The following is a 24432-nucleotide window of genomic DNA, read 5'->3' as shown; positions in this document are numbered from 1 at the left end:
GTTGTCTCCTGGCCGGGTCACAGCTGGCGCGGGACGGGCGCGGTGGGTGCGGCCAGGTGGAACAGCAGCCGCCGTCCCAGGCGGGCCGCTACCCCGTGGTCGGGGCCGATGAGCAGGACCAGGTCGCCGGGGGCGGCGAGGGCGGCGATCTGCTGCTCGAAACCGGGTTCGCGCGGTCCGCTGCGCAGGCGGCGGACCGCGCCCTTGCCGAGCTTCTCGCGGGCGGCCTGCTCGATGGCCACCAGCGGGTCGGTGACGTCCAGGACCCGCGCCAGCGGGGTGTGGACGGGCAGCAGCAGCACACTTCCGGCGCCTTGGAGCGCGCGGCCGATCTTGGTGCCGTGGGCGCGGGTGCGGGCCAGGCCGTCCGGTTCCAGGACGGCGACCACCGACCCGCCGGTGGCGGCGGCCGTCCGGGCGGCGTCGGCCAGGTCGGCCGCGATCTCCTCGGGGTGGCGGGCGCGGGAGTCGACGACGCTGACGCCCTTCTCGGTTCCCAGGGCGGCCAGAGAGCGCTCGACGCCGTGGAAGCCTGCCAGGCGGTCGGCGACGGCGGCCGGGTCCTCGCCCATGACCAGCGCGGCGGCGATGGCCGCGCACACGGCCAGGGCGTGACTGCGGCCGGGCACCGGCAGCAGGTAGGTGTGGTCGTTGCCGTCGTGGCGGATGGTGACGCGGTGCGCCGTGCCGGTCCACTCGATCGGCATGACCCACACGTCCGCGCCCCGGTCGCGGCCGACGGTGTAGGCGAAGGGCGAGGGCAGGCCGCGCTCGGCGCGATCGGCCAAGCGGGCCTTCAGATTGACGGCGCCCGTGTCCCACAGGGGCAGGACGACCCGCTCGGCGACCGTGGCCAGGCGCTCGGCCGCGTCCAGGCCCGCCGGGTTGTCCTCGAAGTGGGGCTGGTTCTCCGCGGCGGTGAGGATCAGCGCGACGGCCGGCTCCGACCGGTGGCGCACGAAGTGGGGCCGGGGACGGCCCTGCCAGCCGAAGGGCGGCGTCGCCTCGTGCGTCCCGGCGTCCGGGCAGAAGTCCACCACCAGCCGCCCACCCGGCGTCCCGGCAGCCCTGCCCGCCCGACCGTCCCGGGCGGCGGCGGTGAGGATGAAGCCGGCGCTGTCGCCGAGCGCCACGGCCAGGGCGGCGGCGGCCGTCGCGGTGCCGTGGCTGCCGCCGACCGCCACCGTCCGCGCCCCGGCCTCGGCGGCGATCTCGGTCAGGGCCTCGGCGCGGCCCAGCACCGGCAGGCCCAGCTTCTGCGCCCGGTCCAGCTCGGGCTGCGGCTCGGCGACGACGCCCGACCACACCACGGCGCTGGCACCGGTGGGCAGGTGAGCGGCGTCGTGGCCGACGTCGACGTGCACGCCCGCCGCTCTCAGCGCGGCCACCTCCGGGCTGTCCGCGAGCCGGTCGGGCACGGTGCCGGTGACGGTGGCGCCGCTGCCGGCCAGCCACAGGGCCAGGCCCTGCATGCCGGGCTCGGCCACGCCCACCAGGTGCGGCCGGGCCAGAAGGTCGGGCACGGCGCCGGATCCGGCTGCCTCGGCTCCGGCAGCGGCGGGCGCGGCGGTAACGGTAGAAGCGCTCACGACTTCTCCTCCAACAACAAGGCTTCGGGAAAGGGGGGCTGGTGCCGGTCCGGCGGCGGTGAGCAGGATCCGCCCGCCGCCGGACCGGGGCTCAGGATTGGGCGAAACTGCGGGCGATCTCGGCCGGGCTCACCAGGGCCGCGTGGTGGTCCAGTTCGAGGCCGGCGAGGGAAGCCAGGTGCGCGATCACCCGCACGCCGAACAGCTCGGCCGCGATGTGGTCTGTCTCGAACTCCCGCACTGCCGAGGCGAGATCGCGCGGCAGGCGCCGCGCCTTCGCGTCCTGGTAGGAATCGCCGACGGCGGGCTCGGGCGGCTCCAGGCCGCCCGCGATGCCGTGCCGGACACCGGCGAGGACGGCGGCCACCGCGAGGTACGGGTTGGCGTCCGCGCCCGAAACGCGCACCTCCAGGCGCCGACCGCTGCCGTGACCGACCACCCGCACCGCGCAGGAGCGGTTGTCCCACCCCCACGTCGCCCTCCTCGGCGCGAAGCCGCGGTCGCGGGCGAGGCGCCGGTAGGAGTTGACCGTCGGCGCCCACATCGGGCCGGTCACCGGCAGTACATCCAGCAGCCCCGCGACCGCCTCCAGCCCCTTCTGGGACAGCAGTTCCTCACCGTCGCCGGGGGCGAACACCGCGCCCTCGCCGTCCAGCCGGTGCAGCGACAGGTGCAGGTGCAGGCCCGATCCGGTGCCGGTGAACGGGGCCGCCATGAACAGCGCGGACATCCCGTGCCGCTCGGCCACCGCCTTCGCCGCCATCTTGAGCAGCAGGTGCTGCTCGCACGCCCGCTCGACCGGCCCGAAGGGGAACGTCACCTCCACCTGGCCCGGCGCGCCCTCCAGCTTCAGCGCCTCGATGGGCAGGCCCGCCTCGGCGAGCACCCGCCGCAGCTCCCGCAGGAACGCGGTGACGTTTCCCGGCGCGTCGAGCGCGTAGTCCAGGTTGCCGAGCGTCGCCGGGCGCGGACGCCACCCCGAGCGCTCGGCGTCCCGCTCACTGCCCTCGACCAGCACGAACTCGCACTCCAGCCCGACCCTCGGCGCCAGGCCCATCCCGACGAGTCCGGCCGCCTGCTGGGCGAGGATGCCCGTCGGGGACAGGGGGTGCGGCCGGCCGTTGTGCAACGGCGTCGCCCACACCAGGGCGGTGCCCGGCAGCCACGGCAAGAGCCGCGCCCGCTCCACGTGCCAGTCCAGCTCGATGTCGCCGAACCCGGACTCCCACGACCACATCCCGCGCTCGGCGGGCGTCATACCCAGGTCAGTGCCCAGCAGGTAGCCGCACACCTCGCTGGAGACCGGCTCCCGCTCCAGGCGCGTCCGCAGGGTGCCGGCGTCGAACAGCTTGCCCTTCATCCGGCCCTGCGCGTCCGCCAGCGCGACCATCACCGAGTCGACGCCGCCACCGTCGAACAGGTCCGCCAGTGAGCCCTCGGGCCCCGGCGCACTCACACGACCTCCCCGGCCAGCTCGACCAGCTCGGCGGACTGCTGCACCGGCGGGGCGTAGGTACGCCTGCCCCACCGCCACCACACAGCCGCCAGCAGCAGTACCGCCAGCAGCGCGACGGGCGCGTAGTTGAACGTGTCGACGGTGACCGGGTAGGACTGCGGCAGGCACACCACCACGCTCACCAGCGCCACCCACACCACCGCGATCCAGCCGACCAGCGGCCCGCGGCGGCCCAGGTTCCACGGCCCCGGGCGGAACCTGCCGCCCCGGCGAAGGCGCAGGTACACCGGCACCGCGTACGCCGGGGTCATCCCGACCACGTTCACCGCCGTCACCGCCCCGTAGGCGACGGTGCTGTACAGAGAGGGCAGCGCGAGGACGAACGCCGCCACCACCGACAGCCACACCCCCGCGACCGGCGTGCCGGTCCGCTCGGACAGACGGCTCCACAGGCCCGAGGCCGGCAGCGCGCCGTCACGGCTGAAGGCGTACACCATCCGCGCGCTGGCCGCGGTCTCCGCGTTGCCGCAGAACAACTGCGCGCCGATCACCACCAGCAGCAACGCTTTGGCGCCGGTCAGGCCGAGCGCGTCCAGGAAGATCTGCGCGGGCGGCACCCCGGTGCTGCTGTTGAGGACCGCGTCGTAGTCGCCGATCGAGAACAGCAGGCCCGCCAGCAGCACCGCGCCCGCGATCCAGGACACCAGGATCGAGCGGACGATGCCGCGCGGCGCCGCCACCGACGCCCGCGTGGTCTCCTCCGACATGTGTGCCGAGGCGTCGTACCCGGAGAAGGTGTACTGGGCGAGGAGCAGGCCGAGCGCGGAGACGTAGAGCGGGTTCGACCAGCCGGTGTTGTTGACGAAGTGCGTCGTCACCCAGCTCGCATCCTGGTGGTGGACGGGCGCGAAGGCCAGCGCCGCGACGATCAGCACGACGCCGCCGAGGTGCCACCACACCGAGATCGAGTTGAGCACCGACAGCAGCCGCACCCCGCGGACGTTCAGCGCGGCATGCAGCAGCAGGATCACCGCGAAGATCCCGAGCAGGCCCAGCGGGGTCGGCGCGTAGCCGAACTGCATGTTCAAGAACGCCCCGACGAACGAGGCCGCTCCGTAGTCGATCCCGCAGATCCCGCCGATCAGGCCGAGCAGGTTCAGCCAGCCGACCGCGAACGACCAGCGAGGTCCGCCCAGTTGATGGTCCATGTAGAACAGGGCGCCGGACGTCGGATAGGCGGAGGTCACCTCCGCCAGCGCCGCGCCGACGAACAGCACCATCGCGCCGACGCCGATCCAGCCCCAGAACATCACCGCCGGGCCGCCCGCGTTCATCCCGAACGCGAACATCGTCATGCAGCCAGACAGGATCGAGATCACGGAGAAGGACGAGGCGAAGTTCCCGAAGCCGCCCATCCGGCGGTGCAGCTTCGACTCGTAGCCCAGAAGGCGAAGATGCTCCTCGTCACCCGAGGGCAGGGCTGATGGCGCAGCGTGGGCAGGGGGCATCGGAACAACCTCCATACAGAGAAAATGGGATAACGGATCGGTGGGTGAAGAGGGGGCGCTGGTCAGGCCAGCGGCATGGCGCGGCCGGCGAACGCCTGCTGCCGTGCGGCAACGAGGAGCGCCTCGCCCTGCGCCGGGGAGTCGGCGACCTGGTTCCAGGGCGCCCTCGACGCGAACCGGTCCAGGGCGGTGAACACCTCGGCTGCTGCACGCATCTGCACCGACGCCCACAGCGCGTGGGCGAGATGGCTCAGGTCCGCGACCGGCCACCCCCCGGCCTCGGACGACTTCCAGCTCTCGTAGGCGAACTGGATACGGGGGTAGTGCGGCTCCCTCATCCACTGGCGGCGCACCAGCCCGTCCTGACCCCGCAGACTGCGGTACTGGTCGACCGACAGGTACAGCGGTAGCGCCGCCAGCGGCGACCCCCCGGCCACCGACGGCATCACGGCATGCACGAAGTCGCCGGCCACCGCATGCCGGTTCAACTCCTGCCAGTACCGGTACATCCGGTGGTGCGCCTCGCGGTTGCCGGGATCACGGCGCAGCGCCTCGTCGAGCAGCCCCCACGGCCCACCCGGCAGCAGCGGATCGGTCGGCCGCACCCGGTGCTCGGGACGCAGCTGGCCGCGGTCCACCACGGCCAAGGCGAGCAGGCACACCCACGGGACCGGATCCGACGGGTCGGCGGAGGAAGCCTCCCAGCACGCCTGCCGCGCTTCTCCTTCCATACGCCACGCCTCCGGCCGGCCCTGCCGGGCCGCGGACAGCGCACGCTCGACCAGCACTCGCGTGCGCAGAAGCCCAAGCCCCGGAGCACTCGGCTCCTCCCGCGCCCAGTCGTCGAGCACCGCCGAGCGGGCCGCGACAAGCGCCAGCACCTGCGTCCGCGACATCCACAGACCCGGCTCCCGCGTAGCGGCCAGCAGCCGCCCCGTCGACAGCCAGCGGCCGGCCGACAAGTCGTCCACGGCCCTTCGGAGCTGGACGTCGAGCCCGGCAGGGTGGTAGATCGGCCAGTCCCCCGACCGGGCCACCGCCTCGGCCTCGGACCGACTCCGGGCACGATCGGGCGTGAGCGTCTCCATCACCCCAACCTCTTTCTTGTCCCAGCCATGACATTCGTGGATTTCGGGACCGCCGACAGTGCACGGTCGGCCCCACTCCCAGTGACAGGAGAGACCCGCGGCCCCGCCTCGGAGTGACCCGCGTGCGGCGGCCCAGCGAGGCCGAAGCAGCGGGTGAGGCATACGGAACACCTTGCAAGAGCCTTGGAACAGTGCATTTTTGATGCATCGTGATGCATCTGTGCGGCAGACTGGCCCGTGAGCTGGAGACTTTTTCCGCCAACAAATTCCTGGAGCGGGTGATGACCGGACGCGCTCGCCTCGCGGCGTGGCGGGAGGCCGCGGGCCTCACCCAGGAGGGCCTGGCCGCGAAGCTGGGCATCGAGCGCTCGACCGTGTACCGCTGGGAGAGCGACCGAAGCACGCCGCGCCCGTGGCAGATCCCCCTGCTTGCCGAGGCCCTCGGACGCGGAAAGCGGGAAGTCGCCGAGGTGGTCGGGCAGCCTGCGGCCGAGGGCGACGAACAGGGCGGGCCCCGAGCGCCCGGTTCCCTTTCACCGGACTCTCCGGGCTGGGAGCGCCTGGACATCCTGGTCATGGACTGGACCGCACTGGGAGGGCTCGGCGACAAGCCGTCCGGACACACGTTGTGGGTCGTCGAGGAGGACCTGAGCATGGTCGAGCGGATGCTCGCGATGTTCCGGCAGCTCGACCACACCTACGGAGCCCGCAACGCCCAGCAGGTCGCCGACTATCTCGACCGCGAACTCGGCGCCCTCCTCCGACGCCCGGCGTCTTCCCCCGAAGTCGCCAGCAAGCGCTCCGCTTTGACAGCGGAGTTCTGCGAACTGGCCGGGTACCAGGCCGTCGACAGCGGACAGCCCGCCCGCGCACAGGACTACTACCAGCGGGCGCTGCACCTGGCCGGGTCCACCGGCGACCGTGCCTACAGCGCCTACCTGACCGCCGTGAACCTGGGCCACCTGGCCCTTCACAGCGGCCGGCCTGAACTCGCCCTGCAATGGGCCTCATCGGCGCGAGCGGCCGGCCGCGCCGCGAGCCCGGCGACGAGGGCGGCCGTCGCGGCGGTGGTCGCCCGCGCCCATGCCCGGCTCGGGCAGGAGAGCGAAGCCACGGCGATGATCCTGGAGGCCGAGAGCCTGCTGGGAGCCGTTCGCGGAGACGATCCCGCGTGGATCGGCTACTTCACCCCCGCCTACCTCGCGGACGAGGCCGCGCACTGCCTCCACGACCTCGGCCGCCCACCGGCCGCCCGCACCCAGCTGGCCGACGCCCTCAACGGCGTCGGCGACGACCGGGTCCGCCGCCGGGCGATCGACGCCGCGCTCCTCGCCTCGACCTGGGTCGTCTCGGGCGACCTGGACCAGGCGTGCGCGGTCGGCAGGCAGGCCGTCGAGTACACGGCGCGCACCGGCTCCGGCCGCTGCGTCGAGCGCGTCACCACCGTGCTGGAAGCCACCTCGCCCCACATGGGCTACGCCCCGGTGCGCGACCTGCACGAGTTCACCCGGGCGGTGCTGCCCGGGGCGTTTCCCCGGCGGCCCGGGACATGACCTCGCGGTAGAAGGCGAGTTCGGCGCGGAGCGCGGCTTCGAGGTCCCGGGGATCCGACAGGTAGTGGTCGCCTCCCTCGATCAGCAGTCCCCGTCCCGTGCCGAGACCGTCGAGCGCCTCGGCGAGGGCCATCGCGTCGCCGGCGGAGGTGATCGTGTCGTTCGACCCGTGGACCACCAGCACCGGACAAGTCACCTGCTCGGCCCGCACAGCTCCGGCGGGGCCGCGCAGCGCCGCCGCGTGGGGGCGCTGCCATGCCGGGACGGAGTACTGCCAGCGGCCGGGATCGATGATCGGCGAGATCGCGGTGGCGGCGGTGAACGGCCCCTTCCGGCAAGCGGCGTTGAGCGCGGTGTAGCCGCCGGCGCTGGCGCCGCTGATGAAAACGGCTCCGGCCCGGGCGACTCCCCGCTCGACGAGGTGCTCGGCGACAGCCGCGCAGTCGTCCACGTCGAACTCGCCCCACCGCCCGTCCAGTTGCCTGCGGAAGTCCCGGCCCTGTCCGGTGCTACCCCGGTAGAGGGGCTCCGCGACCGCGCAACCGCGGCTCACCCAGAACTGCGTCGTCCAGTCCAGCCGCAGCGGAACCCCGTCGGTCGGCCCGGGGTGCGCCCGCACGAGAAGCGGCACGGGCAGACCGGTCGTCGGCAGGTGCAGGAGGAAGCGCACTTCGGTACCGTTGGCCGGCACCGCCAGGACCTCCGGCCGGACCGGCCGCCAGCTCCCGCTTCCGCTCCCGGTGAAGCGGGCGAGCGCCGGGTGGAGCACAGCCTCGGAGCCCTCTTCGAGACGGGCCAGCCGAACGGACGGCGCGCTGGTCGGAGTCGACCCGATCACGGCCACGGAGCCGCCGAGGACCGCGCAGTACGGCTTCACGGAGCTGAGGTTGGCGCCCACGCGGACCCGCCGACCCCCGCGGTCGACCAGCAGCAGCTCGGTAGTGATGCCATCGGTCGCCGCCAGCACGACCCCGCCGCGGTCGGTGAACCCGTAGGAACGGTAACCGCCCTCCCACGGGGCGGGCGCGCAGTCGGCGTCTATCGGGGCGACGGGCTCGATCGTGCCGTCCGCCAAGCGGCGGTAGAGGTTCCACCAGCCCGTCCGGTCGGAGAGGAAGTAGAGCAGGCCGTCCGGCCCCCACACCGGCTGGAGAGCCGACTCACAGGGCCCGCCCGCCACGGCCGTGGGGGCGCCGGTGCGCTCCGCGAGGTCGGCGACCAGGACCCGGCAAGCGTCCCACGGCATCCGATCCCGGTCCCATTCGGTGAAGCACAGACGGTCTCCGATCACCCCGGGGTGCCCAAGGAACCCCTCCGACCGGACCAGAACCTCGACACCGCCGTCCTCCGAGACCGAAACGATCTCGTCGGCGGCATCACTGCCGCGGACCGCGAGCAACCCGCCCGGACCCGCGGTGAGATCTCCGTACTGCCACCCGGCCGCCCCCGCAACCAGCTCGACACCGCCTCCGCCGGACTGCCGCAGCAGCGAGCCGTCCGCGCCCGTGAACCACACGCTGCCGACGGCCACCGCGAACGCCCCGCCACCGTAGGCATGCAGACTCCCGCCGACCGGATACTCGGGCGGGGTGACGAACTCCGCCGCCCCGGATTCGCCCGCGCGCACCACCCGCCGCACACCGCCGTGCACCGGGTCCGACTGCAGCCACCACAACCAGCCTCCAGTCGCGCGCAGTTCATCGAGAGCGACGGTCGTCCGGGCCACCCATCCAGCGGACAACCCGTCGTGTTCGGTCATGCCGTCCTGATCCCTTCAGCGCCAACCAACTGGCAGCTCGTAGGCTACCTGCAGCCGCAGAGGTGCTCTGGGCAGGAATTACGGATCCAGCAGCCAACACCGATGCAACAGGGCAGATTTGTCGGAGCTTGCGGCAACCGTGCGGGTGGTACTTGGCTGTGCGTTGTGGCCTCTCTGTAACACAGGGCTTGGGAGTGAGTGATGAGACGGGTCGGGTTGCTGGCCCAGTGGCGCCAGACAGCAGGGTTTACCCAGGACAAGCTGGCCGAGGCCCTGGGGGTCGACCGGTCAACCGTGCATCGCTGGGAAGCCGGCAGCAACAGCCCGCGGCCGTGGCAGGTCCCGCTGCTCGCTGAGTTGATCAACCGCACTCCCATCGAGGTCCAAGAAGCTCTCGAAAGGCAGTCAGGCGCTTCGGAACCGGTGATCAACCCCAGCGGAGTTGTCGACCTCCCCCCTGGCGAGTTGCGGATGGTGTTGCTGGACCTGGAGCGCCGCTACGACCGAGTCCCCTCATCGAGCCTGCTCGCCGACGCCAGCCAGTACTTCGCCCGGCTTGACCGGCTGGGCCGCCAGCTCCGAGGCGGGAAGGAGCAGCAAGCGGTGCTGGCGCTGCAGGCGGAGGCGGCAACGCTGCTCGGGAAGCTGGTCTGGGACGCCTCCCAGAGGCGTGATCACGCCGGTGCTCGGCGGTACTACTCGCAGGCCGCGGCGCTCGCCCGACGTGTGCGGGACCCCGAGTTGGAGAGCCATGCCTTTCTCCGGTCGAGCTACATCGACTTGTACGGGACCCGGGATGCGACGACCGGGCTGGCGCTGGCCGAGGCTGCAGTGCGGCGGGCGGTACCGGTCAGTCCGGCCCTGGCGAGTCTGGCGCTGCTCCATGTCGGCGAGGCCCACGCGATGCTGGGCGACCGGACCGCGTGCGAGCGGAGTATCGGCCTGGCGCAGGACCAGTTGGGCCGCATCGACACCGGTTCCGTCAACGGATTGGTCTCGCCGGACCAGGTTGGTCGACTCGCCGGCTCGTGCTACCTGGAACTGGGGCAGCTCCGGCGTGCGCAGGACGAGCTGGAAACGGTGGCCGGGATCCTGGGGCACAGCCGGAAGTCGAGGGCGATCGTGCTGGGCAACCTCGCGCTCGCCTTCATCCGGCAGCAGCAGATTGACGGCGCGCTCGCGGTCCTGGACCAGGCCGTGGACGAACTCGAACAGACCCGCGGCGGAGGGGGAATGAACCTGGTGTTCGCCGCCGCCCGGGAGCTGAGACCCTGGCGGCAGGAAGTCCCCGTGCTGGACCTCCAGGACAGGCTGCTGTCGTTGATGGCGGCCCCGTGATCGAAGGAGACGATGCGTGTCCCCTACTCGGGAGAGCGGCAAGAGCGAGCTGCGCGAGCGGGTCTGGTCGGCGCTGGACGCCGCTTCCGCGGTGAAGGACGACACCGCGCACGACCGGATCCCCGACTTCCGGGGTGCGGAGGCGGCGGCCCGCCGCCTCTCCGAGCTTCCGGTGTGGCGCTCGGCCGGGGTAGTCAAGGCCGTGCCGGACACCGCGCAGGAGCCTGTGCGCGCCCTCGCCCTGGACCAGGGGAAGCTGCTCTACATGGCGGTTCCCCGGTTGGCGGAGCAGGCGCCGTTCTACGTGCTGGACCCCGCGAAGCTGACGGTGCCTCCGGCGGTGGCTGCGAACCGCCATCAGGTCCGGAATCTCACCACCGCCGTAGACGTTGACGCGCTAGCCCCTGTCGACGTGATTGTTCTGGGCACTGTCGCCGTCGACCGGACCGGTGCCCGGATCGGCAAGGGCGCCGGTTACTCGGACCTGGAAGTCGCGCTCCTCACCGAGGCGGGGTTGATCAGCGAGAAGACGGTCATCGTCACCACTGTGCACCAGCTCCAAGTGGTGGACGAGGTGCCGACGGAGGCCCACGATGTCAGGGTCGACCTGATCGTGACCCCCGACGAGGTGATCACCTGTCCCGGGCCGCGCGTGCCCGCCCGGATCCACTGGGAGACCCTGCCTGGGGAGAAGATCGCGGCGATCCCGGCCCTCGCGCGGCGCAGGGCCCGTCAGGGCTGAGGATCACGAGGCCGGCCAGCGCTGAGGCGGTCGGAGTCGTCGGGCCGGTGGCCGGCAGCATCGGCTGCCGGCCACCGGCCCGACGTGTTCAGGCGGACTCCTCCTTGGCGGCGTAGCGCAGGAGGACGACGTCGTCGATCGTCTCCGCGCCGAGCAGGCGCATCCGGCGGGTGCTGCCGCCGGGGTAGGTCGCGGGGTGGAGGAAGCGGGGCGCGTCGGCGTCGCCGACGACCAGCGGGGCGATGGCGAGGTGGATCTCGTCGGCCAGGCCCTGGGAGAGGAACTGGGTGTGGATCCGGCCGCCGCCCTCGACCATGAGGCGCTGGACACCGCGGGTGCCGAGGTCGTCGAGCAGGGCGCCGAAGTCGACGGTGGCGCCGGTGCTGACGACGTCGGCCAGGCCGTCGAGTTCCTCGCGGAGCTTGGCGGCGGCGGAGTCGGTCGTGTAGACGACCTTCTTGTCGCCGTGGTGCCAGAACTTCAGGTCGCGGGACAGGTCGCCGCTGGCGCTGATCGTCACCTTCAGCGGGTACGCGGGCTTGCCGGCGGCGACGCGGGCGGCGCGGCGCTCCTCGCTGTTCACCAGAAGCCTGGGGTTGTCGCTGCGCAGGGTGTTGCCGCCGATGAGGATCGCGTCGCTGTCCGCGCGGACCTGGTCGACGCGGTCGAAGTCGGCCGCGTTCGACAGCAGGAGCCGTTCGGGCGAGGCGTCGTCGATGTGGCCGTCGATAGAGGTGGCAACGCTGAGCAGGACGTGGGGGCGGGTGGCCATCGCGATCCGTTCTCTCGGTGGTAGCGGACGTGTGTGGTGATCAGACTTCATGCAGGAGGTGGCTGTCGAGAACCTCACGGAAGTGCCGGACCTCGGGGACGCTCTGGCAGCGCTGCAGCATCCCGTCGAGGGTGGCCAGCTCGGTGAGGATCCGGGCGGAGCCGGTGCTGACGGCAATGGACAGCGCAGCCTCGGCCGTTTCGGCCGCCGGTTCCGGTCCATAGGCGACGAGTTGGGAGATGGCGGCGCGGGCGAGGTAGACGCCGCGGTCCCGGCGGAAGTTGACCGGCAGCGACTCGATCGCCTGCTCGAACCCGGACACCGCCTCGTGGTGGCGTCCGAGCACTGCCAGCGCCCGGGCACGCTGGGCCTCCACGTACGTGGCGTCGAGCCACCGGCCGCGGCCGATCGGCGCCTCGGAAGGGTCCGTGATCAGCGCGAGCGCCTGGTCGAGGGCGTGTTGGGCGCTTCGTTCGTCGCCCAGAAGCGCGTATCCGTGAGCACCGTAGACCGCGGCCATCGCGCTCAACCGACTACCTGGGCGGGTCAGGCGCTGGGCGTAGTCGGCGAGGTCGACGGCGTCGGCCGATTCCTTCATGTCGCCGGCCAACTGCGCCTTCCGGGCCGTGATGTACGCGGTCAGGTCGTGGTCTCCGCTGGCTGCCGCCCAGTCCGTCGCGAGAGCGGCCCAGTGCTGGGCGGCGCGGTGGTCACCGCCGTCCTGGTGGAGCCAGGCGCAGAATTCCGCGTACTCGGCGAGCAACTGGAGCAGGGCCCGCCGGTCGTCGCCGGTGGCCTCCCTGCGCAGGTGCTGGATCACCTGGACATGCTCCTGAGCGGTGGCGATGACGCCCCGCGGGCCGAGGACGTTGTCGCACTCCACCAACGACCTGCGCAACGCCCGCATGCCCTCGACCGGGTGGAGACCATGGGACAGCAGGGAAGGCAGGGCCTGGACACCGGGCTGGGGCAGGCCGGGCAAGGACGTGGGATTGGCCGTGGTCGACACGCTGTGCGGCAGGAGCTGGCGCGGCATGGTCACGAAGACGATCTGTCCGTCGGCCGTCCGGCAGCCCACTCGGACGCCTCCGTCGATGAGGGCCGTCGTCGCCATTTCCGCTGCTGCGGGCGTGGCCGGCTGTGGCGGACCGTCTCCGGTGGGCCGGGTTTCGGGCCTCCGTGCGCCCGTGAGGGCTTGGTGCTCTCCGGTGTCCGGTGTGCCGGGAGGGGCTGGATGCAGAACAGGACCGAGGGCATCCGAGGTCGTCTTCAGCAAGTCGGCCAGCTTCGGTACCTGCCAGGGCTGGGGGGTGGCTCTGCCCCGCTCCCACCGGCCGACCGTCGACCGGTCGACGTTCATTGCCTCGGCGAGCGTCTCCTGCGAGAACCCGGCGCTCACACGAAGCTCGATCAACCGGTCGCGCCGCACCTGAATCACCCGCCCCCTCGCCCCGTGCACCAGTTCCAACCGTGAAGTCGGCTGCTCAGCGCCTGGTTTGCAACACGGATGCCCCATCGGTGCACCAATTCTGCTCTGTTCGGATGCGACGCGCAGCGGTTCTCTGGTGTTCGCCGGAAAGTCCGGCAGACGACAGGAACGGGAGGCTGACCGCATGCCGATCACCGAACCGCACAACCCGCCGACCGCCGAGGAGGGCGGCCTGGTGGTCGCCGTCCGCGACATCCGGGCCGCGCGGTCCCGGGCGGAGGTGCCGTCCGACAACACCGGCGGCCGTTCCGACCAGAACGACACCTGATCGGAACGCCCACGATGCCTGAGTCCGCTTCGTGGGCGGTGCGCCTGGGCGGGGACCAGTTCCTCGCCCAGGCGCTTCACCGCTCCTATGCCCTGTCCTCCGCGCAGGGGACCGAATCCGGTCCCCTGCTGTCCTGGGACGACCTGAACGCCGTCCTGGCCACCCACCGGCTGGAGCCGCCCCGACTGAGGCTGTCGCAGGACGGGCAGACCGTCCCCGTCGACCGGTACTCGGCCCCGACCACCAACCGGCGCGGGGTGACGTGGAACCGGCCGGACACCGCCCGGCTCCACGCCGCTCTCGCCGAGGGCGCCTCCCTGGTGCTGGACGCGATCGACGAGATCCACCCGCTGGTCCGCGCCGCCGCCGAAGAGTTGGAACGCTTCCTCGGCACGCCAGTGCAGACCAACGCCTACGCCTCCTGGACCGAGCAGGAGGGCTTCGGCCGGCACTGGGACGACCACGACGTGGTCGTGCTCCAGCAGTACGGGGCGAAGCGCTGGCGGCTCTGGGAGCCGACCAGGCCGTTCCCGACCTTCCGCGACGTGGACTCCCCGCCGGATCCCGAGGGCGAACCGGTCGCGGACTTCGTCCTGCACCCCGGCGACATCCTCTACCTGCCCAGAGGCTGGTGGCACAGCGTCACCGCCGACCAGGGCAGCGCGTCGCTGCACCTCACCTTCGGGCTCGTCGCGCAGACCGGCGCGACCCTCCTCGGCTGGCTGACGGACGAACTGCACCACAACTCCGCCGTGCGGACGGACATCCCCGTCCACGCCACGCCCGAAGACCAGGCCGCCTACCTGGAACTGCTGCGGGAGGCGGTCCTAGCCAAGTTCTCCGATCCCGACCTGATCCGGCACTGGGCGCGTTCGACCGGCACCACCCACCACGGCCGACCGGCCCCCTCGCTGCCCTACGTGGACGCCCTGCCCGCGGACCGGGAGATCGCCGTGCGGCTCACCGCGCCGCGGGCCGAACTCTCCGCCAACCCGGACGGCGCGACGCTCACGCTGTCTGCGGCCGGCACCGAATGGGACTTCAACGCCCGTGCGGAACCGCTGCTGCGGGTCCTGCTGACCGGCAGGGCCGCAACCGTCGGCGAACTCGCCGACACCGCAGGGCTGGGGGAGAAGGACGTGGCCGCTCTGCTGACCCACCTCGTCCACGGCCGGGCCCTCGCCGTCGTGGGGACCGGCCGGTGAGCGCCGAACTCGGCCTGGGAACCTACCGGGTGCGCGACGCCGGCCACGCGGCGCGCACCGCTCTGGCGGCCGGAGGGCAGTGGATCGACACCGCGCCCAACTACGGCCACGGCAGCGTGCACCAAGCCCTCGCCCCGGTCCTCGCCGAGCACCCCGCCGCGAAGGTGGCGACGAAGACCGGGTTCCACCCCGGCGGGCGCCACAGCCTCGCCCCGGGGGACGTCCGGGCCCAGACCGAGGAGTCGCTCTCCGTCCTCGGCCGCGCAGACCTGGTGTTCGTCCACAACCCCGAACACCACGGCCACGACCGGCAGCAACTGCAGCACGGCATCCGCGAGGCGTTCGCCGTCCTGGAGGAGTTCGCCCACGCCGGCCGCATCGGCCGCTATGGGGTCGCCACCTGGAACGGCTTCACCTCGGGAGCGTTCACGGTCGCCGAGTTGACCGCGCTGGCCCGCGAAGCCGCCGGATCCGCCGACCACCACCTCGGTGCCGTGCAGATGCCGGTCAGCATCGTCATGTACGACGCTCTTGCCCGGGCGCTCGACGGGGGCGGTCCCTTCGTCGAGGCACACGACGCGGGGCTCACCACGTTCGGCTCCGCGCCCCTGCACGGTGGCGAGCTGATGGAGCTGATGACACCCGAACTGGTGAACCTCATCCAGCCGGGGGCGGCACCGTCTGCGGCGGCGTTCCAGGTCGTCGGGGCGTGCCCGGCGCTGGACGTCGTCCTCACCCCCGCCCGCACGCTCCAGCGCTGGGAGGATGCTCGGGAAGCGCTCACCAAGCCGATTCCGATCGGCCGACTCAGAACGGTACTTGATGTCCTTTCAGCCGACTGACGAGACGCGGACCGCCCTGGTAGCGGCACACGCCAGGGCGGCCGCGTTCCTCGGCCTCGTGTGCTCCGCGCCGCCCGTGTACGGCACCTCCGGCACCACAGTCGGCCGCCATGCCGACGACTTCTGGCTGCGTGTCTCCCGCAGCAGCCGCACACGGGCGCCCCGGCCGACCGGCCAGGGCCCCCTCGGCGCCGAACAACTCCTCCCCGACTCCGTCCCCCGCCCCCGGATCCACCGGACCGTGGACTGGATCGACGGCGAATGGTTCTACCAGGGCGACGTGTTCGACCTCGTCGGCCCCGCTATCTCCCCCACCCCCGACCTGCAGCACGAGCCCCTGCTGGACGACCACTGGTGGGGTGCCCTGAGAGCCGCGCTGGCCGACCTCGCCACCGCCTCCGCCGCCAGGACCACACCGCGGCAGCAGTGGATCGAAGAGAACCTCCCCAAGTACTTGGGCACCCCGGCTCCGACCTCCATTGAGTGGATCACCGGCCACGGCGACCTCCAGTGGGCGAACCTGACCGCCACCCCCCTGAACCTCCTGGACTGGGAACGCTGGGGCTCCGTGCCAGTCGGCTACGACCCCGCGATGCTGTGGGCCAACAGCCTTCACGTCCCCACCGTCGCAGCGCGCGTCCGCGACGAGTTCGCCGAGATCCTCGACACCCCGACCGGTCGTGTCGGAGAACTGGTCGCCCTCGCCGAGATGCTCCAAGCCGTCGAACGCGGCTGGTATCCCCATCTGGCCGCTCCCCTCGCCCAACGGGCCCAGGAGCTGACCAATCTCTCTCCACCGTTCCTGGCCGGATGAGAGCACAGCGGCACCGAGCCCCACACAGTACGGGGGCTGCCCCTGCGGACGGCGGGTCGGTGGACCTTCGGCGGGAACCCGTCGATCACGTCCTGGAGCTGGTAGAGCAGCGGCTCGGCACGATCCTCGGCCGGGGCACAGTCGTGCGCAAGCTCCGGACAGTCGGGGCCCGGAGCAGCCGGTCGACCTGGGTGCGGGTCGAGCGCCGTCCGTGGAGCCGAGCCGTCGAGCAAGGCTGGGCCGGCACCGAGGCCGCGGCCGTGCTGACCGGTGTAGCGATGCCACGCTGGGCCGGGGCAGTCACGTGGCTGGAATCGGGCTGCGGGGCCCTCTGGAGGGCTGACGAGACCTCCCTCCTGCCGTCCCCGCCGGTGGGCCGCGCTGAACACTTCGCTCGACGCGCTCGCGGCACAACCCACGACCCGGGTGGCGACGCCAGACACCGAACTGATCACTCAGGCACACGTCGACGAGGTGATCCGGGCCGCGTTTCCGACGGCGGCGAACACGGGTGTGACCTCGTGGCGGGCGGCGCACGCAGACCTGAACTGGGCGAACGTCACCATTGAGTTCTGCCTGTTCGACTGGGAGGACTGGGGAATGGCGCCGCGGGGCCTCGACTCGGCGTCGCTGCTGGCCGCGTCCCTGGCGGTCCCGGCACTTGCCGCCCGCGTCCGGCGCGAGCGCCGGGCTGACCTGGAGAGCCGGGACGGCAAGGTGATGCGGCTGTTCATGCTGGCGAAGATCGCCGGACCCCACGCCCACCCAGCCGATCCCCGGGTCGAGCTCGCCCGCGCCGAAGCACGGGAGCTGATCCGCGACCTTCAGCGGGCCTGAGCGGCCCGCTCGACGAACAACTCCCCGTACCACCCAACGAGGTCGTAGTCGACTGCGAGCCCGGTGGCGTCGACCAGCTCGCGCAGATGGTCGGGCCGATCAGTGCCCACGGCGACCGACCCGACTACCAGAAGTTCGAAGGCGGCCGAAACGCCGCCTGGCCGCAGCCGTCCCGGTCCTCTCCCTGGCCAGGAAGATATGGGAATCGCTGCTGTTATCGGCGGCATCGGTTGCATGCTGACGGCCACTCAATTTACGCCGTTTCGCGGGCCTCTGCTGACGTGGAGCGGGCTCCTTCCGGACGTCGAGGTCGCGGGTGCGGATAGGGCTTGGCTGCACCTTGCCGACGGGCCACCCTTCGGCGGGTCCACCGTGGTGCTACGGGGTGGTTGCTGTCTTGCGGTCGAACCGGCCGTTCTTCGCGCCGTCGATGAAGGCGATCCATTCGTCGTCGGAGTAGAGCTGTGGGGGGTTGTGTGTGTTGAGTGAGTCCCGGGTGGCGACAAGGCCGTTGTCGAGGAACGCGACCTCCACGCAGTTGGATCCGCCGGTGCTGTTGCTGAACCACTTCGCTTGTTCCAGTTGCTGTGCAACCCAGGCCGGGTCGAGCTGGTTCTTCTCGTCGGCGGTGATGATGCTGTCGGCGGGAGGGTGGTTCACGTGAGGTCCTTGGCGATTTGAGCGAGGAGTTCCAGCGATTCCTTCGGCGGCAGCGCGTCCGTCTTGAGGTGGTCGCTGATGGTGCGGTAGTCCGCGACGGTGGCGGGGTCGGTGAGGTGGAGAGCGGCCCTCATCCCTTCGATCGTGACGGAGTGGTGGCCGGTGGGGAAGGTCCAGGCCATGAAGGGGCCGTCGAATCCGGCGTGTGCGCCGTGGGACAGCGGGATGACCTGGATCACTATGTTCGGGTGGGCGCGGACGAGTTCGATCAGGTGGAGGGCCTGAGCGCGGGCCGTGGCCCGGCCGCCGACCTCCTGGCGCAGCTGGGCTTCGGTCAGGACGGCCCAGATCGGCAGGGGCGTCTTGCGGGTGAAGGCGGTATGCCGGCAGTTCTGGCGCACCGTGATGAACCGCTGGACGTCGTCCTCGCCCTTCGACGGTCGGCCGGCGAGGATCACCTCCAGCTCGTAGTCGTCGCATTGCAGCAGGCCGTGGACTCCCACCGGTGACCAGATGAAGAGCCCATCGGCGAGTTCGAGGTTGACGAGGTAGTCACCGAGGGGGTCGTCCGCGATCCCGGGGTACTCCTGGTGCCAGTTGGGATTGCGCGCGTTGCGTACGAGCTCGCGCCAGAAGTCCTGGACCTTCGGGTCGGTGATCCCGAGGACGTCGAAGAAGTGCGGGAGCTGCTGCGGCTTGATGCCTTGGGTGCCGTTCTCGATCTTCGAGACGGTGGAAGCGCTGTTGTAGCCGAGGTTGGCGGCGGCCTCGTCCAGGCTCCATTCGAGACGGTGCCGGGCATGCCGGACCTCGGTGCCGAGTCGGCGTCGCCGCGGTGTCGGCTCGACGGCCACCTGTACACCTCCCCTTTCTGAGACAGGTTAGCGGTTGGTCCCAGACCCGCATATGCCCGTTTCCCGAAAAGGACAGGGTTTCCTTTTCGACCCCCTTGCCGTTCGCCTGACGTAGCGTCATCATCGACTGACGGTCCGAAGTGGGAGCGTGCACTGCCCAGTTGGCCGAGTGCCGCTCATCGACCGATCGAACTCCGTTGCACCACAGCCGGGTTGATGGCGCATGCATGTCGTCCTGCGCGCTCCCGGCAGAGGGGAGGAAGCCCATGGACGAGAACACCGTCTTAACCGCGCTGCGAGAGGGGCCCCAGCGGGTACCCGCGCTCTCCGCGCTGGCCGGCGGGCCGCGGGTCGTCGACTGTCCCGATCTGGGCAGCGGCAGGCTCGTGTTCCCCCGGTTCCGGGAGGTGCGCCATCTGCTGCGGGATCCGAACTTCCTGTGCGCGCCGACCGCCATGGGGATGCTCCAGGAGATCGACCCGGGCCTGCGCACCGTGTTGGAGCCCGTGAAGTCGTGGGTGCTGTACTCGGACGCCCCGCAGCATCCCCGGCTGCGGGGGCTGTTGGCGAAGGCGTTCACGCCGCGCCGCATCGCTGCCCTCGCGCCGCGCCTCGAAGCGGAGGCCGAGGAACTGGTGTCGCGCTTCGTCGCGGCCGGTGGCGGGGACGCGGCGCGGGAGATCGCCGAGCCCCTGCCAGTGGGCACGATCTGCGTGCTGCTGGGCGTCCCCCGAGACGACCGCGACCTCCTGGTGCAGTGGGTCGACGACGTCCTCCTGCTCACCGAGCCGGCGCTCACCGAGGAGCAGGAGCTGCGGCTTGCCGACGGGTGGACCCGCCTGTGGGCGTACTTCTCCGAGCGTGTCGAGCAGCGCCGCGCCGAGCGTGCCGACGACATCGTGTCGGCGCTGGTGGAAGCCGAGGAACACGGCCAGCGCCTCAGCCGCGAGGAGGCCGTCGCCAACCTGATCACCCTGCTCGTCGGGGGCCACGAGACGACGACGGGGCTGATCGGCGGCATTCTGCGCGCCTTCGCGCAACACCCTGATCTGACAGCGCTGGTGGCTGGTTCCGCCGAAGCCGCCAGCGCGTTCGTCGAGGAGGTGCTGCGTCTGGACGGCCCCGCCCAGATCACCGCCCGTACCGCGGCGGCGGACTGCGAGGTCTTCGGCGTCCCGGTACCGGCGGGAAGGCGGTTGATCCTCCTGCAAGCATCGGCGAACCGCGACCCCGAGGTGTTCGAGGAACCGGAGGCGTTCCGGCTCGACCGGCGGCCCAATCGGCACGTCGGCTTCGGGCACGGCCCGCACGCCTGCTTCGGCGCCGCGCTGGCCCGCATGGAAGCCGCCGCCGTACTGCGCGCCGTCGCACGCCGCGGTGTCCGCCTCCGAGTGGCAGACGGAACCCAGTGGAAGCCCTCGCAGGTGATCCGCACCGCCACCGTCCTGCCCGTCACCGTCGAGGGGAGGGGCACCCGGTGATCCTGACCGGCGACGCGATCCGGCACGCCGTCGACTCGGGCGAGATCACCTTCTCCCCGTACGACGCGGCCAGCGTCAACCCCAACTCGATCAACTACCACCTCGGCCGCGGACTCAAGGTCTTCGAGAACGGCAGCTGGAGGGACATCGACCTGCCGGACGACGGCTTCGTCCTGGAACCGCACCGGATGTACCTCGGGCACACCGAGGAGGTCATCGGCAGCCGGCAGTTCGCGATGCGGCTGATCGGCTGCAGCAGCAACGGACGGCGCGGCCTGTTCCTCCAGCTCAGCGCCGACCTCGGCCACACCACCTCCTGCCACCGCTGGACGCTGGAGATCCTCGCCGCCCTGCCCACCCGTCTGCGCCCCGGCATGGTGGCCGGCCAGGTCAGCTTCTGGCGCAACACCGGACGCCTCGTCCCGAGCCCGGCCACCTACGCCCGCTTCAACCACGCCTGCGAACCGCAGAACGGAGTGACGCCGTGATCCTCACCGGAGACCAGATCGCGCAGGAAGTCGCCGCCGACCACATCCGGATCACGCCCTTCGACCCGGGCCGCTGCACCACCAACAGCTACGACCTGACCCTGGGCCGTCGCCTGGCGAGGTACCGCCCCGGCCAGGTCCTCGACCCCCTGCACGAGCCGGAGGTCGAGTACTTCGAGATCCCCACCACCGGCTACCCGATGGAGCCCGGGGAGTTCGTTTTGGGCGAGACCGCCGAGCAGCTCGGCAGCGACACCTTCGTGCCGCTCATACACGCCAAGAGCGGCTTCGCCCGCTGCGGAGCCTTCGCGCACGTCACCGCCGACCTGATCGACCTCGGCTTCTTCGGGCACTCCACCCTGCAGCTCTACGCCACCTTGCCCGTGGTGCTCATGCCGGGCATGCCGCTGGCCCAGGTGACCTTCTGGACCACGTACGGCGAGATCGCCGACCTGTACGACGGCAAGTACCAGGGCGGGGACGGCCCGCTGCCCTCGCGCAGCCACCTCGACGCATGGGCGGTCGGCGCCCGTGGCTGACGGCTTCCGCACCATCCAGAGCGCCTCGGCGTGCCTGTTCGCCGCCCGCGCCCGCATCGAGACCGTCCCGGCATACACCGGCCCCCGACCGTACGACGCCGGCCACACTGCCGGGGCCGCGGTCGCCGACCTCGCGCGCCGGATCGAGGCCGAGGAAGTCGACGGACTCCTCCTCCAGCTCACCGACCCGAGCCTGGGCTCCACGATCGAGGCCCTGGCCACCACGGTCCGCCAGGCCGTCACCGGCCTGCTGGCCGCAACCGGCGCCGACCCGGCCGCCGCCCTCGCCGGGGCCGGCACCGACGGCTGGTGGCTCCAACTGGCCGGAGTCCGCTGGTTCCTGATCGTCTTCGCCCCCTGCTACCCGGCCACCTCCCCGCGCTCCACCCGCGGGTCCAGCACCACCTTCCTCCTCCTACAGCCCGTCCACTCCTTCGACCGGCACGCCACCCCCAAGGGCACGGTGATCGCCCCCGCCGTCCGCGAGCGCATCCGCGCCGCCCACCAGGCGGCCGGCACCCCCTACGACGCCGAGCTGGCCCAGCAGACCGCCGAAGCACAGAAGTTCGTCGCCCCGCTCCACCCCGACGCCCCGCCCGTCACCTGGTGGCTCGCCGATACGAGCAGCGCGGACACCGTGCGCAGCGGCACCGCCGCGCTCGCCGCGGCCGTCGCCCGCACCCATGCCAGCGGCACCCCCACCCGGTGGGACGCTCCCACCGAACTGCTCAGCGCCGCCGCCGTCCTGTTCACCGCGCACCCCGCCGAAGGCGCCGATCACCTGCTGGCCGGCATCGCCCGCCTCCTCGACCACGGCCCCCACGAGGCCGTCCCCCTCCACAGCGCCCCCGGCGCCCGCGGGCCGCGCGAACTCGACGTCCTCCACCACGCGCTCGCCGCCGCCGCCGAACCCGGACGGCCGCCCTGGCCGCACGGACCGGCCGACCCCGCCCGCCTGGCCGCCGCCGCCCAGGCCCTCAGCGCCACCATCCCCTGCCGGCTCTCCGCCCTGCGCACCGCCGCCGTCCTGCACCTGCTGCGGCTGCTACCCGGCACCCGAGGCGAGCAGCACCGCGACCTGCTTCGGCGCACCGCCTGGCTCCTCGACCCGCGCACCGACGACCCCGTCCACCTACTGCTCACCCTCACCGGCCCCAACGACCCGCTCGCCCCACCGCCCCGCAGCTCCACCACCGCCCGTCCGCGCGGCACCGCCCCGCTGCCGCTGGCCGACTGGGCGACCTGGCCGACCCCTGGCCGACAACTCCTGCTCGCCGGGCGCGTCACCGCCGTCCGCGCCCACCGCAAGAGCGCGTTCGCCGACCTCGTCTGGGACGGCCGCACCGCTCAGCTCGCCCTCAACCCCGCCGACGCGGCCGGGCTGCGCACCGGCGACCTGGTCGCCGCCCGCGGCACCTGCTCCACCAGCCGAACCGGCCAACCCACCCTCTTCGTCGAGCACCTCGACCTGCACGAGAACGGCACACCCGCACCGCCGCCGCCCTCCGCAGTCCTGACCCCCGTGCTGGACCCCCTGCGCGCACACCTCGCCGCGAGCGGGTTCCAGGAGACGATCACCCCCACGCTCACCAGCGGCTACTTCGGCGGCGCCGCCCGGCCGTTCACCACCTGGGCCCACGCCGCCGGACAGCACCAGTACCTGCGCGTCACCAGCGAAATCGACCTGCTCGCCACCATCGCCGCCGGGACCACCCGCTGCTACGAGATCGGCCCGAGCTTCCGCAACGAGGGCCAGCGAGGCCGACCCGCGGTCGAGTTCGTGATGCTGGAGGCGTACGCGGCCGACCTCACCCTGCCGCAGGCCACCGCCTACCTTGCCGACCTCGTCACCAACACCACCGCCTTCACCGCCCCGCTGGTCCACCACACCTTCGACCACGCCTTCGCCGCCATCACCGGCATCCACCCCTCCGACGGGGCCGCCGTCCGCGCGCTCGCCGCCGAACGCATCCCCTTCACCGCCGCGCGCACCGACGACCCGGACCTCCTCGCCCGCCGCCTGTGGCGCCACAGCGTCCGCCAGCACCTGCGCGGCTTCACCGCGATCACCGACATCCCCGGCCCCGCCTCGCCCCTCATCGCCGGCACCGGCCGCCAGGCCCGACGGGTCTGGCTCTACGCCGACGGCCTCGAACTCGCCGAGATCGCCGCCAACGAGCGCGCCCCCCACCGCCTCGCCGACGCCTTCACCGCCCAGTTCGCCGCGGACCGCCACCTCGCCCACCGCAGCTACCAGCAGGTCGTCGACCTGTACGACAGCGGCCTGCCCCCGTGCGTCGGCTTCGGCATGAGCGTCACCCGCCTCGCCGGCCTCCACCCCGTCCACCTGCCCGTCCAGCGCCGAGCCCCGCACCGCGCCACCGAGAGGACCCCATGACCGCCACCGCCGCCGCGCCCGCCGTCACCCGCTGGCCCCTGCCCACGATCCCCCGCACCGCCGAGGAGGTCTGGGCCGCCAGCTACCCCGACTTCGTCGCCATGGTCAACCAGACCAACGTCATGCCCGGCGCCCACGCCACCCTCAGCACCTGGGCCTTGCACTCCCGCCTCGACCGGCACCACCACCTCCTCGACGTCGCCTGCACCACCGGCTTCACCAGCCGCGAACTCGCCCGCCTCACCGGCTGCACCGCCACCGGCTTCGACCTCAGCGCCGACTCCGTCGCCCTCGCCCGCTACAACCACCAGCTCCTCGACCCGGCCCTGAACCTCACCTACCACCAGGCCGACGGCACCACCTACACCTCCGACCACGCCTTCACCCACATCGCCGTCGGCGCCGCCCTCGGCTTCTTCCCCGACCCGCCCGCCATGGCCCGCCGCCTGCTCAACCTCCTCGCCCCCGACGGCTACATCCTCGCCTCCCCCTTCTGGGCCCCCGAAGCGCTGCCCGACCACGCCGCCGCCGTCCGCCGCGACGTCTTCGGCATCACCAGCCCCATGGAGAACCGCGACCAGGCCCTCGCCCTCTTCGCCAACCTCGACGTCCTCCACCAGGCCGACCACACCCTCACCCCCGAGAGCGCCGACGCTGTGGACGGTCACGTAATTCCTCAAGGGCCGTGGTCACGTAATTCCCCAGGTCCTGGCTGTGCGAGGGGCTAGGTTGGTGAGCGTGATGACGCGGGG

22 protein-coding genes and 1 pseudogene are annotated in these 24432 nt (G+C 72.0%); 13 read left to right on the top strand and 10 right to left on the bottom strand.

Annotated elements, in window-relative coordinates:
* Positions 1–17 precede the first annotated feature (17 nt).
* The 4 genes from ABD345_RS32410 to ABD345_RS32395 form a co-directional block, all read right to left on the bottom strand.
* Positions 18–1523, bottom strand: coding sequence for a Mur ligase domain-containing protein (locus ABD345_RS32410; RefSeq protein WP_344557405.1), 1506 nt, complete (start codon positions 1521–1523; stop codon positions 18–20).
* A gap of 157 nt (positions 1524–1680) precedes the next feature.
* Positions 1681–3045, bottom strand: a complete 1365-nt coding sequence (locus ABD345_RS32405) for a glutamine synthetase family protein (RefSeq protein ID WP_344557404.1) — start codon at positions 3043–3045, stop codon at positions 1681–1683.
* Entirely contained in the window at positions 3042–4553 is a 1512-nt protein-coding gene (locus tag ABD345_RS32400) for an amino acid permease (RefSeq protein ID WP_344557402.1), read from the bottom strand. Before ABD345_RS32400 ends, ABD345_RS32405 begins: the two co-directional genes overlap by 4 nt.
* Positions 4554–4615: 62 nt before the next feature.
* Complete coding sequence (locus ABD345_RS32395; protein WP_344557400.1) at positions 4616–5641, bottom strand: hypothetical protein; 1026 nt, start codon at positions 5639–5641, stop codon at positions 4616–4618.
* Between the two features lie 281 nt (positions 5642–5922).
* Here ABD345_RS32395 and ABD345_RS32390 point away from each other — a divergent pair, with 281 nt between their 5' ends.
* The gene (locus ABD345_RS32390; RefSeq protein WP_344557398.1) at positions 5923–7194 is read left to right on the top strand and encodes a helix-turn-helix transcriptional regulator; all 1272 of its coding nucleotides are present in this window, start codon (positions 5923–5925) and stop codon (positions 7192–7194) included.
* Here ABD345_RS32390 and ABD345_RS32385 read toward each other — a convergent pair.
* Entirely contained in the window at positions 7145–8953 is a 1809-nt protein-coding gene (locus ABD345_RS32385) for a S9 family peptidase (protein ID WP_344557396.1), read from the bottom strand. The two genes, ABD345_RS32390 and ABD345_RS32385, sit on opposite strands and share 50 nt — an antisense overlap.
* Positions 8954–9154: 201 nt before the next feature.
* Here ABD345_RS32385 and ABD345_RS32380 point away from each other — a divergent pair, with 201 nt between their 5' ends.
* Both ABD345_RS32380 and ABD345_RS32375 read left to right on the top strand, forming a co-directional pair.
* Complete coding sequence (locus ABD345_RS32380; protein ID WP_344557394.1) at positions 9155–10291, top strand: NsdA family TPR-like regulatory protein; 1137 nt, start codon at positions 9155–9157, stop codon at positions 10289–10291.
* 16 nt (positions 10292–10307) lie between these two features.
* Positions 10308–11033: a 5-formyltetrahydrofolate cyclo-ligase gene (locus ABD345_RS32375; protein ID WP_344557392.1), complete on the top strand. Its 726-nt coding sequence runs from the start codon at positions 10308–10310 to the stop codon at positions 11031–11033.
* Between the two features lie 88 nt (positions 11034–11121).
* Here the strand turns inward: ABD345_RS32375 and ABD345_RS32370 are convergent, their stop codons facing one another.
* Together ABD345_RS32370 and ABD345_RS32365 are read right to left on the bottom strand one after the other, a co-directional pair.
* Positions 11122–11805, bottom strand: a complete 684-nt coding sequence (locus tag ABD345_RS32370) for a RibD family protein (protein WP_344557391.1) — start codon at positions 11803–11805, stop codon at positions 11122–11124.
* 40 nt (positions 11806–11845) lie between these two features.
* Positions 11846–13264 (bottom strand): NsdA family TPR-like regulatory protein, encoded by a 1419-nt coding sequence (locus ABD345_RS32365; protein ID WP_344557439.1) that lies wholly within the window; start codon positions 13262–13264, stop codon positions 11846–11848.
* Positions 13265–13418: 154 nt separating this feature from the next.
* Between ABD345_RS32365 and ABD345_RS32360 the strand changes: the two genes are divergently transcribed.
* From ABD345_RS32360 to ABD345_RS32340, 5 genes and pseudogenes are all read left to right on the top strand, one after another.
* Positions 13419–13562 carry a hypothetical protein gene (locus ABD345_RS32360; protein ID WP_344557390.1) on the top strand — a complete coding sequence of 48 codons (144 nt, stop codon included), beginning with the start codon at positions 13419–13421 and terminating at the stop codon, positions 13560–13562.
* A 14-nt stretch (positions 13563–13576) separates the two neighbouring features.
* Positions 13577–14767, top strand: a complete 1191-nt coding sequence (locus tag ABD345_RS32355; protein WP_344557389.1) for a cupin domain-containing protein — start codon at positions 13577–13579, stop codon at positions 14765–14767.
* The gene (locus ABD345_RS32350) at positions 14764–15609 is read left to right on the top strand and encodes an aldo/keto reductase (protein WP_344557388.1); all 846 of its coding nucleotides are present in this window, start codon (positions 14764–14766) and stop codon (positions 15607–15609) included. Before ABD345_RS32355 ends, ABD345_RS32350 begins: the two co-directional genes overlap by 4 nt.
* Positions 15590–16423, top strand: coding sequence for a hypothetical protein (locus tag ABD345_RS32345; protein WP_344557387.1), 834 nt, complete (start codon positions 15590–15592; stop codon positions 16421–16423). Before ABD345_RS32350 ends, ABD345_RS32345 begins: the two co-directional genes overlap by 20 nt.
* Positions 16420–17260: pseudogene (locus tag ABD345_RS32340) on the top strand (hypothetical protein). The gene ABD345_RS32345 and the pseudogene ABD345_RS32340 overlap by 4 nt, the downstream one beginning before the upstream one ends.
* On the opposite strand, the gene ABD345_RS32335 reads toward ABD345_RS32340, so the two are convergent.
* From ABD345_RS32335 to ABD345_RS32325, 3 genes are all read right to left on the bottom strand, one after another.
* Positions 17248–17370, bottom strand: a complete 123-nt coding sequence (locus ABD345_RS32335) for a hypothetical protein (protein WP_344557386.1) — start codon at positions 17368–17370, stop codon at positions 17248–17250. The pseudogene ABD345_RS32340 and the gene ABD345_RS32335 overlap by 13 nt on opposite strands.
* A gap of 268 nt (positions 17371–17638) precedes the next feature.
* The gene (locus ABD345_RS32330) at positions 17639–17920 is read right to left on the bottom strand and encodes a DUF397 domain-containing protein (protein WP_344557385.1); all 282 of its coding nucleotides are present in this window, start codon (positions 17918–17920) and stop codon (positions 17639–17641) included.
* Positions 17917–18774, bottom strand: coding sequence for a helix-turn-helix domain-containing protein (locus ABD345_RS32325; protein ID WP_344557384.1), 858 nt, complete (start codon positions 18772–18774; stop codon positions 17917–17919). The genes ABD345_RS32330 and ABD345_RS32325 overlap by 4 nt, the downstream gene beginning before the upstream one ends.
* Before the next feature lie 266 nt (positions 18775–19040).
* Between ABD345_RS32325 and ABD345_RS32320 the strand changes: the two genes are divergently transcribed.
* The 5 genes from ABD345_RS32320 to ABD345_RS32300 are packed head-to-tail and all read left to right on the top strand — an operon-like array spanning position 19041 to position 24408.
* On the top strand, positions 19041–20255 hold the full coding sequence (locus ABD345_RS32320; RefSeq protein ID WP_344557382.1) for a cytochrome P450: 1215 nt from the start codon (positions 19041–19043) through the stop codon (positions 20253–20255).
* Entirely contained in the window at positions 20252–20743 is a 492-nt protein-coding gene (locus tag ABD345_RS32315) for a dCTP deaminase (RefSeq protein WP_344557378.1), read from the top strand. Before ABD345_RS32320 ends, ABD345_RS32315 begins: the two co-directional genes overlap by 4 nt.
* A complete protein-coding gene (gene dcd / locus ABD345_RS32310) occupies positions 20740–21282 on the top strand; it encodes a dCTP deaminase (RefSeq protein ID WP_344557376.1) in 543 nt (180 codons plus the stop codon). The genes ABD345_RS32315 and dcd overlap by 4 nt, the downstream gene beginning before the upstream one ends.
* Positions 21275–23680: an amino acid--tRNA ligase-related protein gene (locus ABD345_RS32305; protein ID WP_344557374.1), complete on the top strand. Its 2406-nt coding sequence runs from the start codon at positions 21275–21277 to the stop codon at positions 23678–23680. Before dcd ends, ABD345_RS32305 begins: the two co-directional genes overlap by 8 nt.
* Positions 23677–24408, top strand: a complete 732-nt coding sequence (locus ABD345_RS32300) for a class I SAM-dependent methyltransferase (protein ID WP_344557372.1) — start codon at positions 23677–23679, stop codon at positions 24406–24408. Before ABD345_RS32305 ends, ABD345_RS32300 begins: the two co-directional genes overlap by 4 nt.
* Positions 24409–24432: the final 24 nt, after the last annotated feature.

Origin of the sequence: Kitasatospora saccharophila (assembly GCF_039529925.1) — a bacterium.
In the GTDB taxonomy this organism is placed as follows: domain Bacteria; phylum Actinomycetota; class Actinomycetes; order Streptomycetales; family Streptomycetaceae; genus Kitasatospora; species Kitasatospora saccharophila.
Note: the sequence above shows the minus strand (reverse complement) of the source record. Positions and strands in the feature narration are given on the sequence as shown.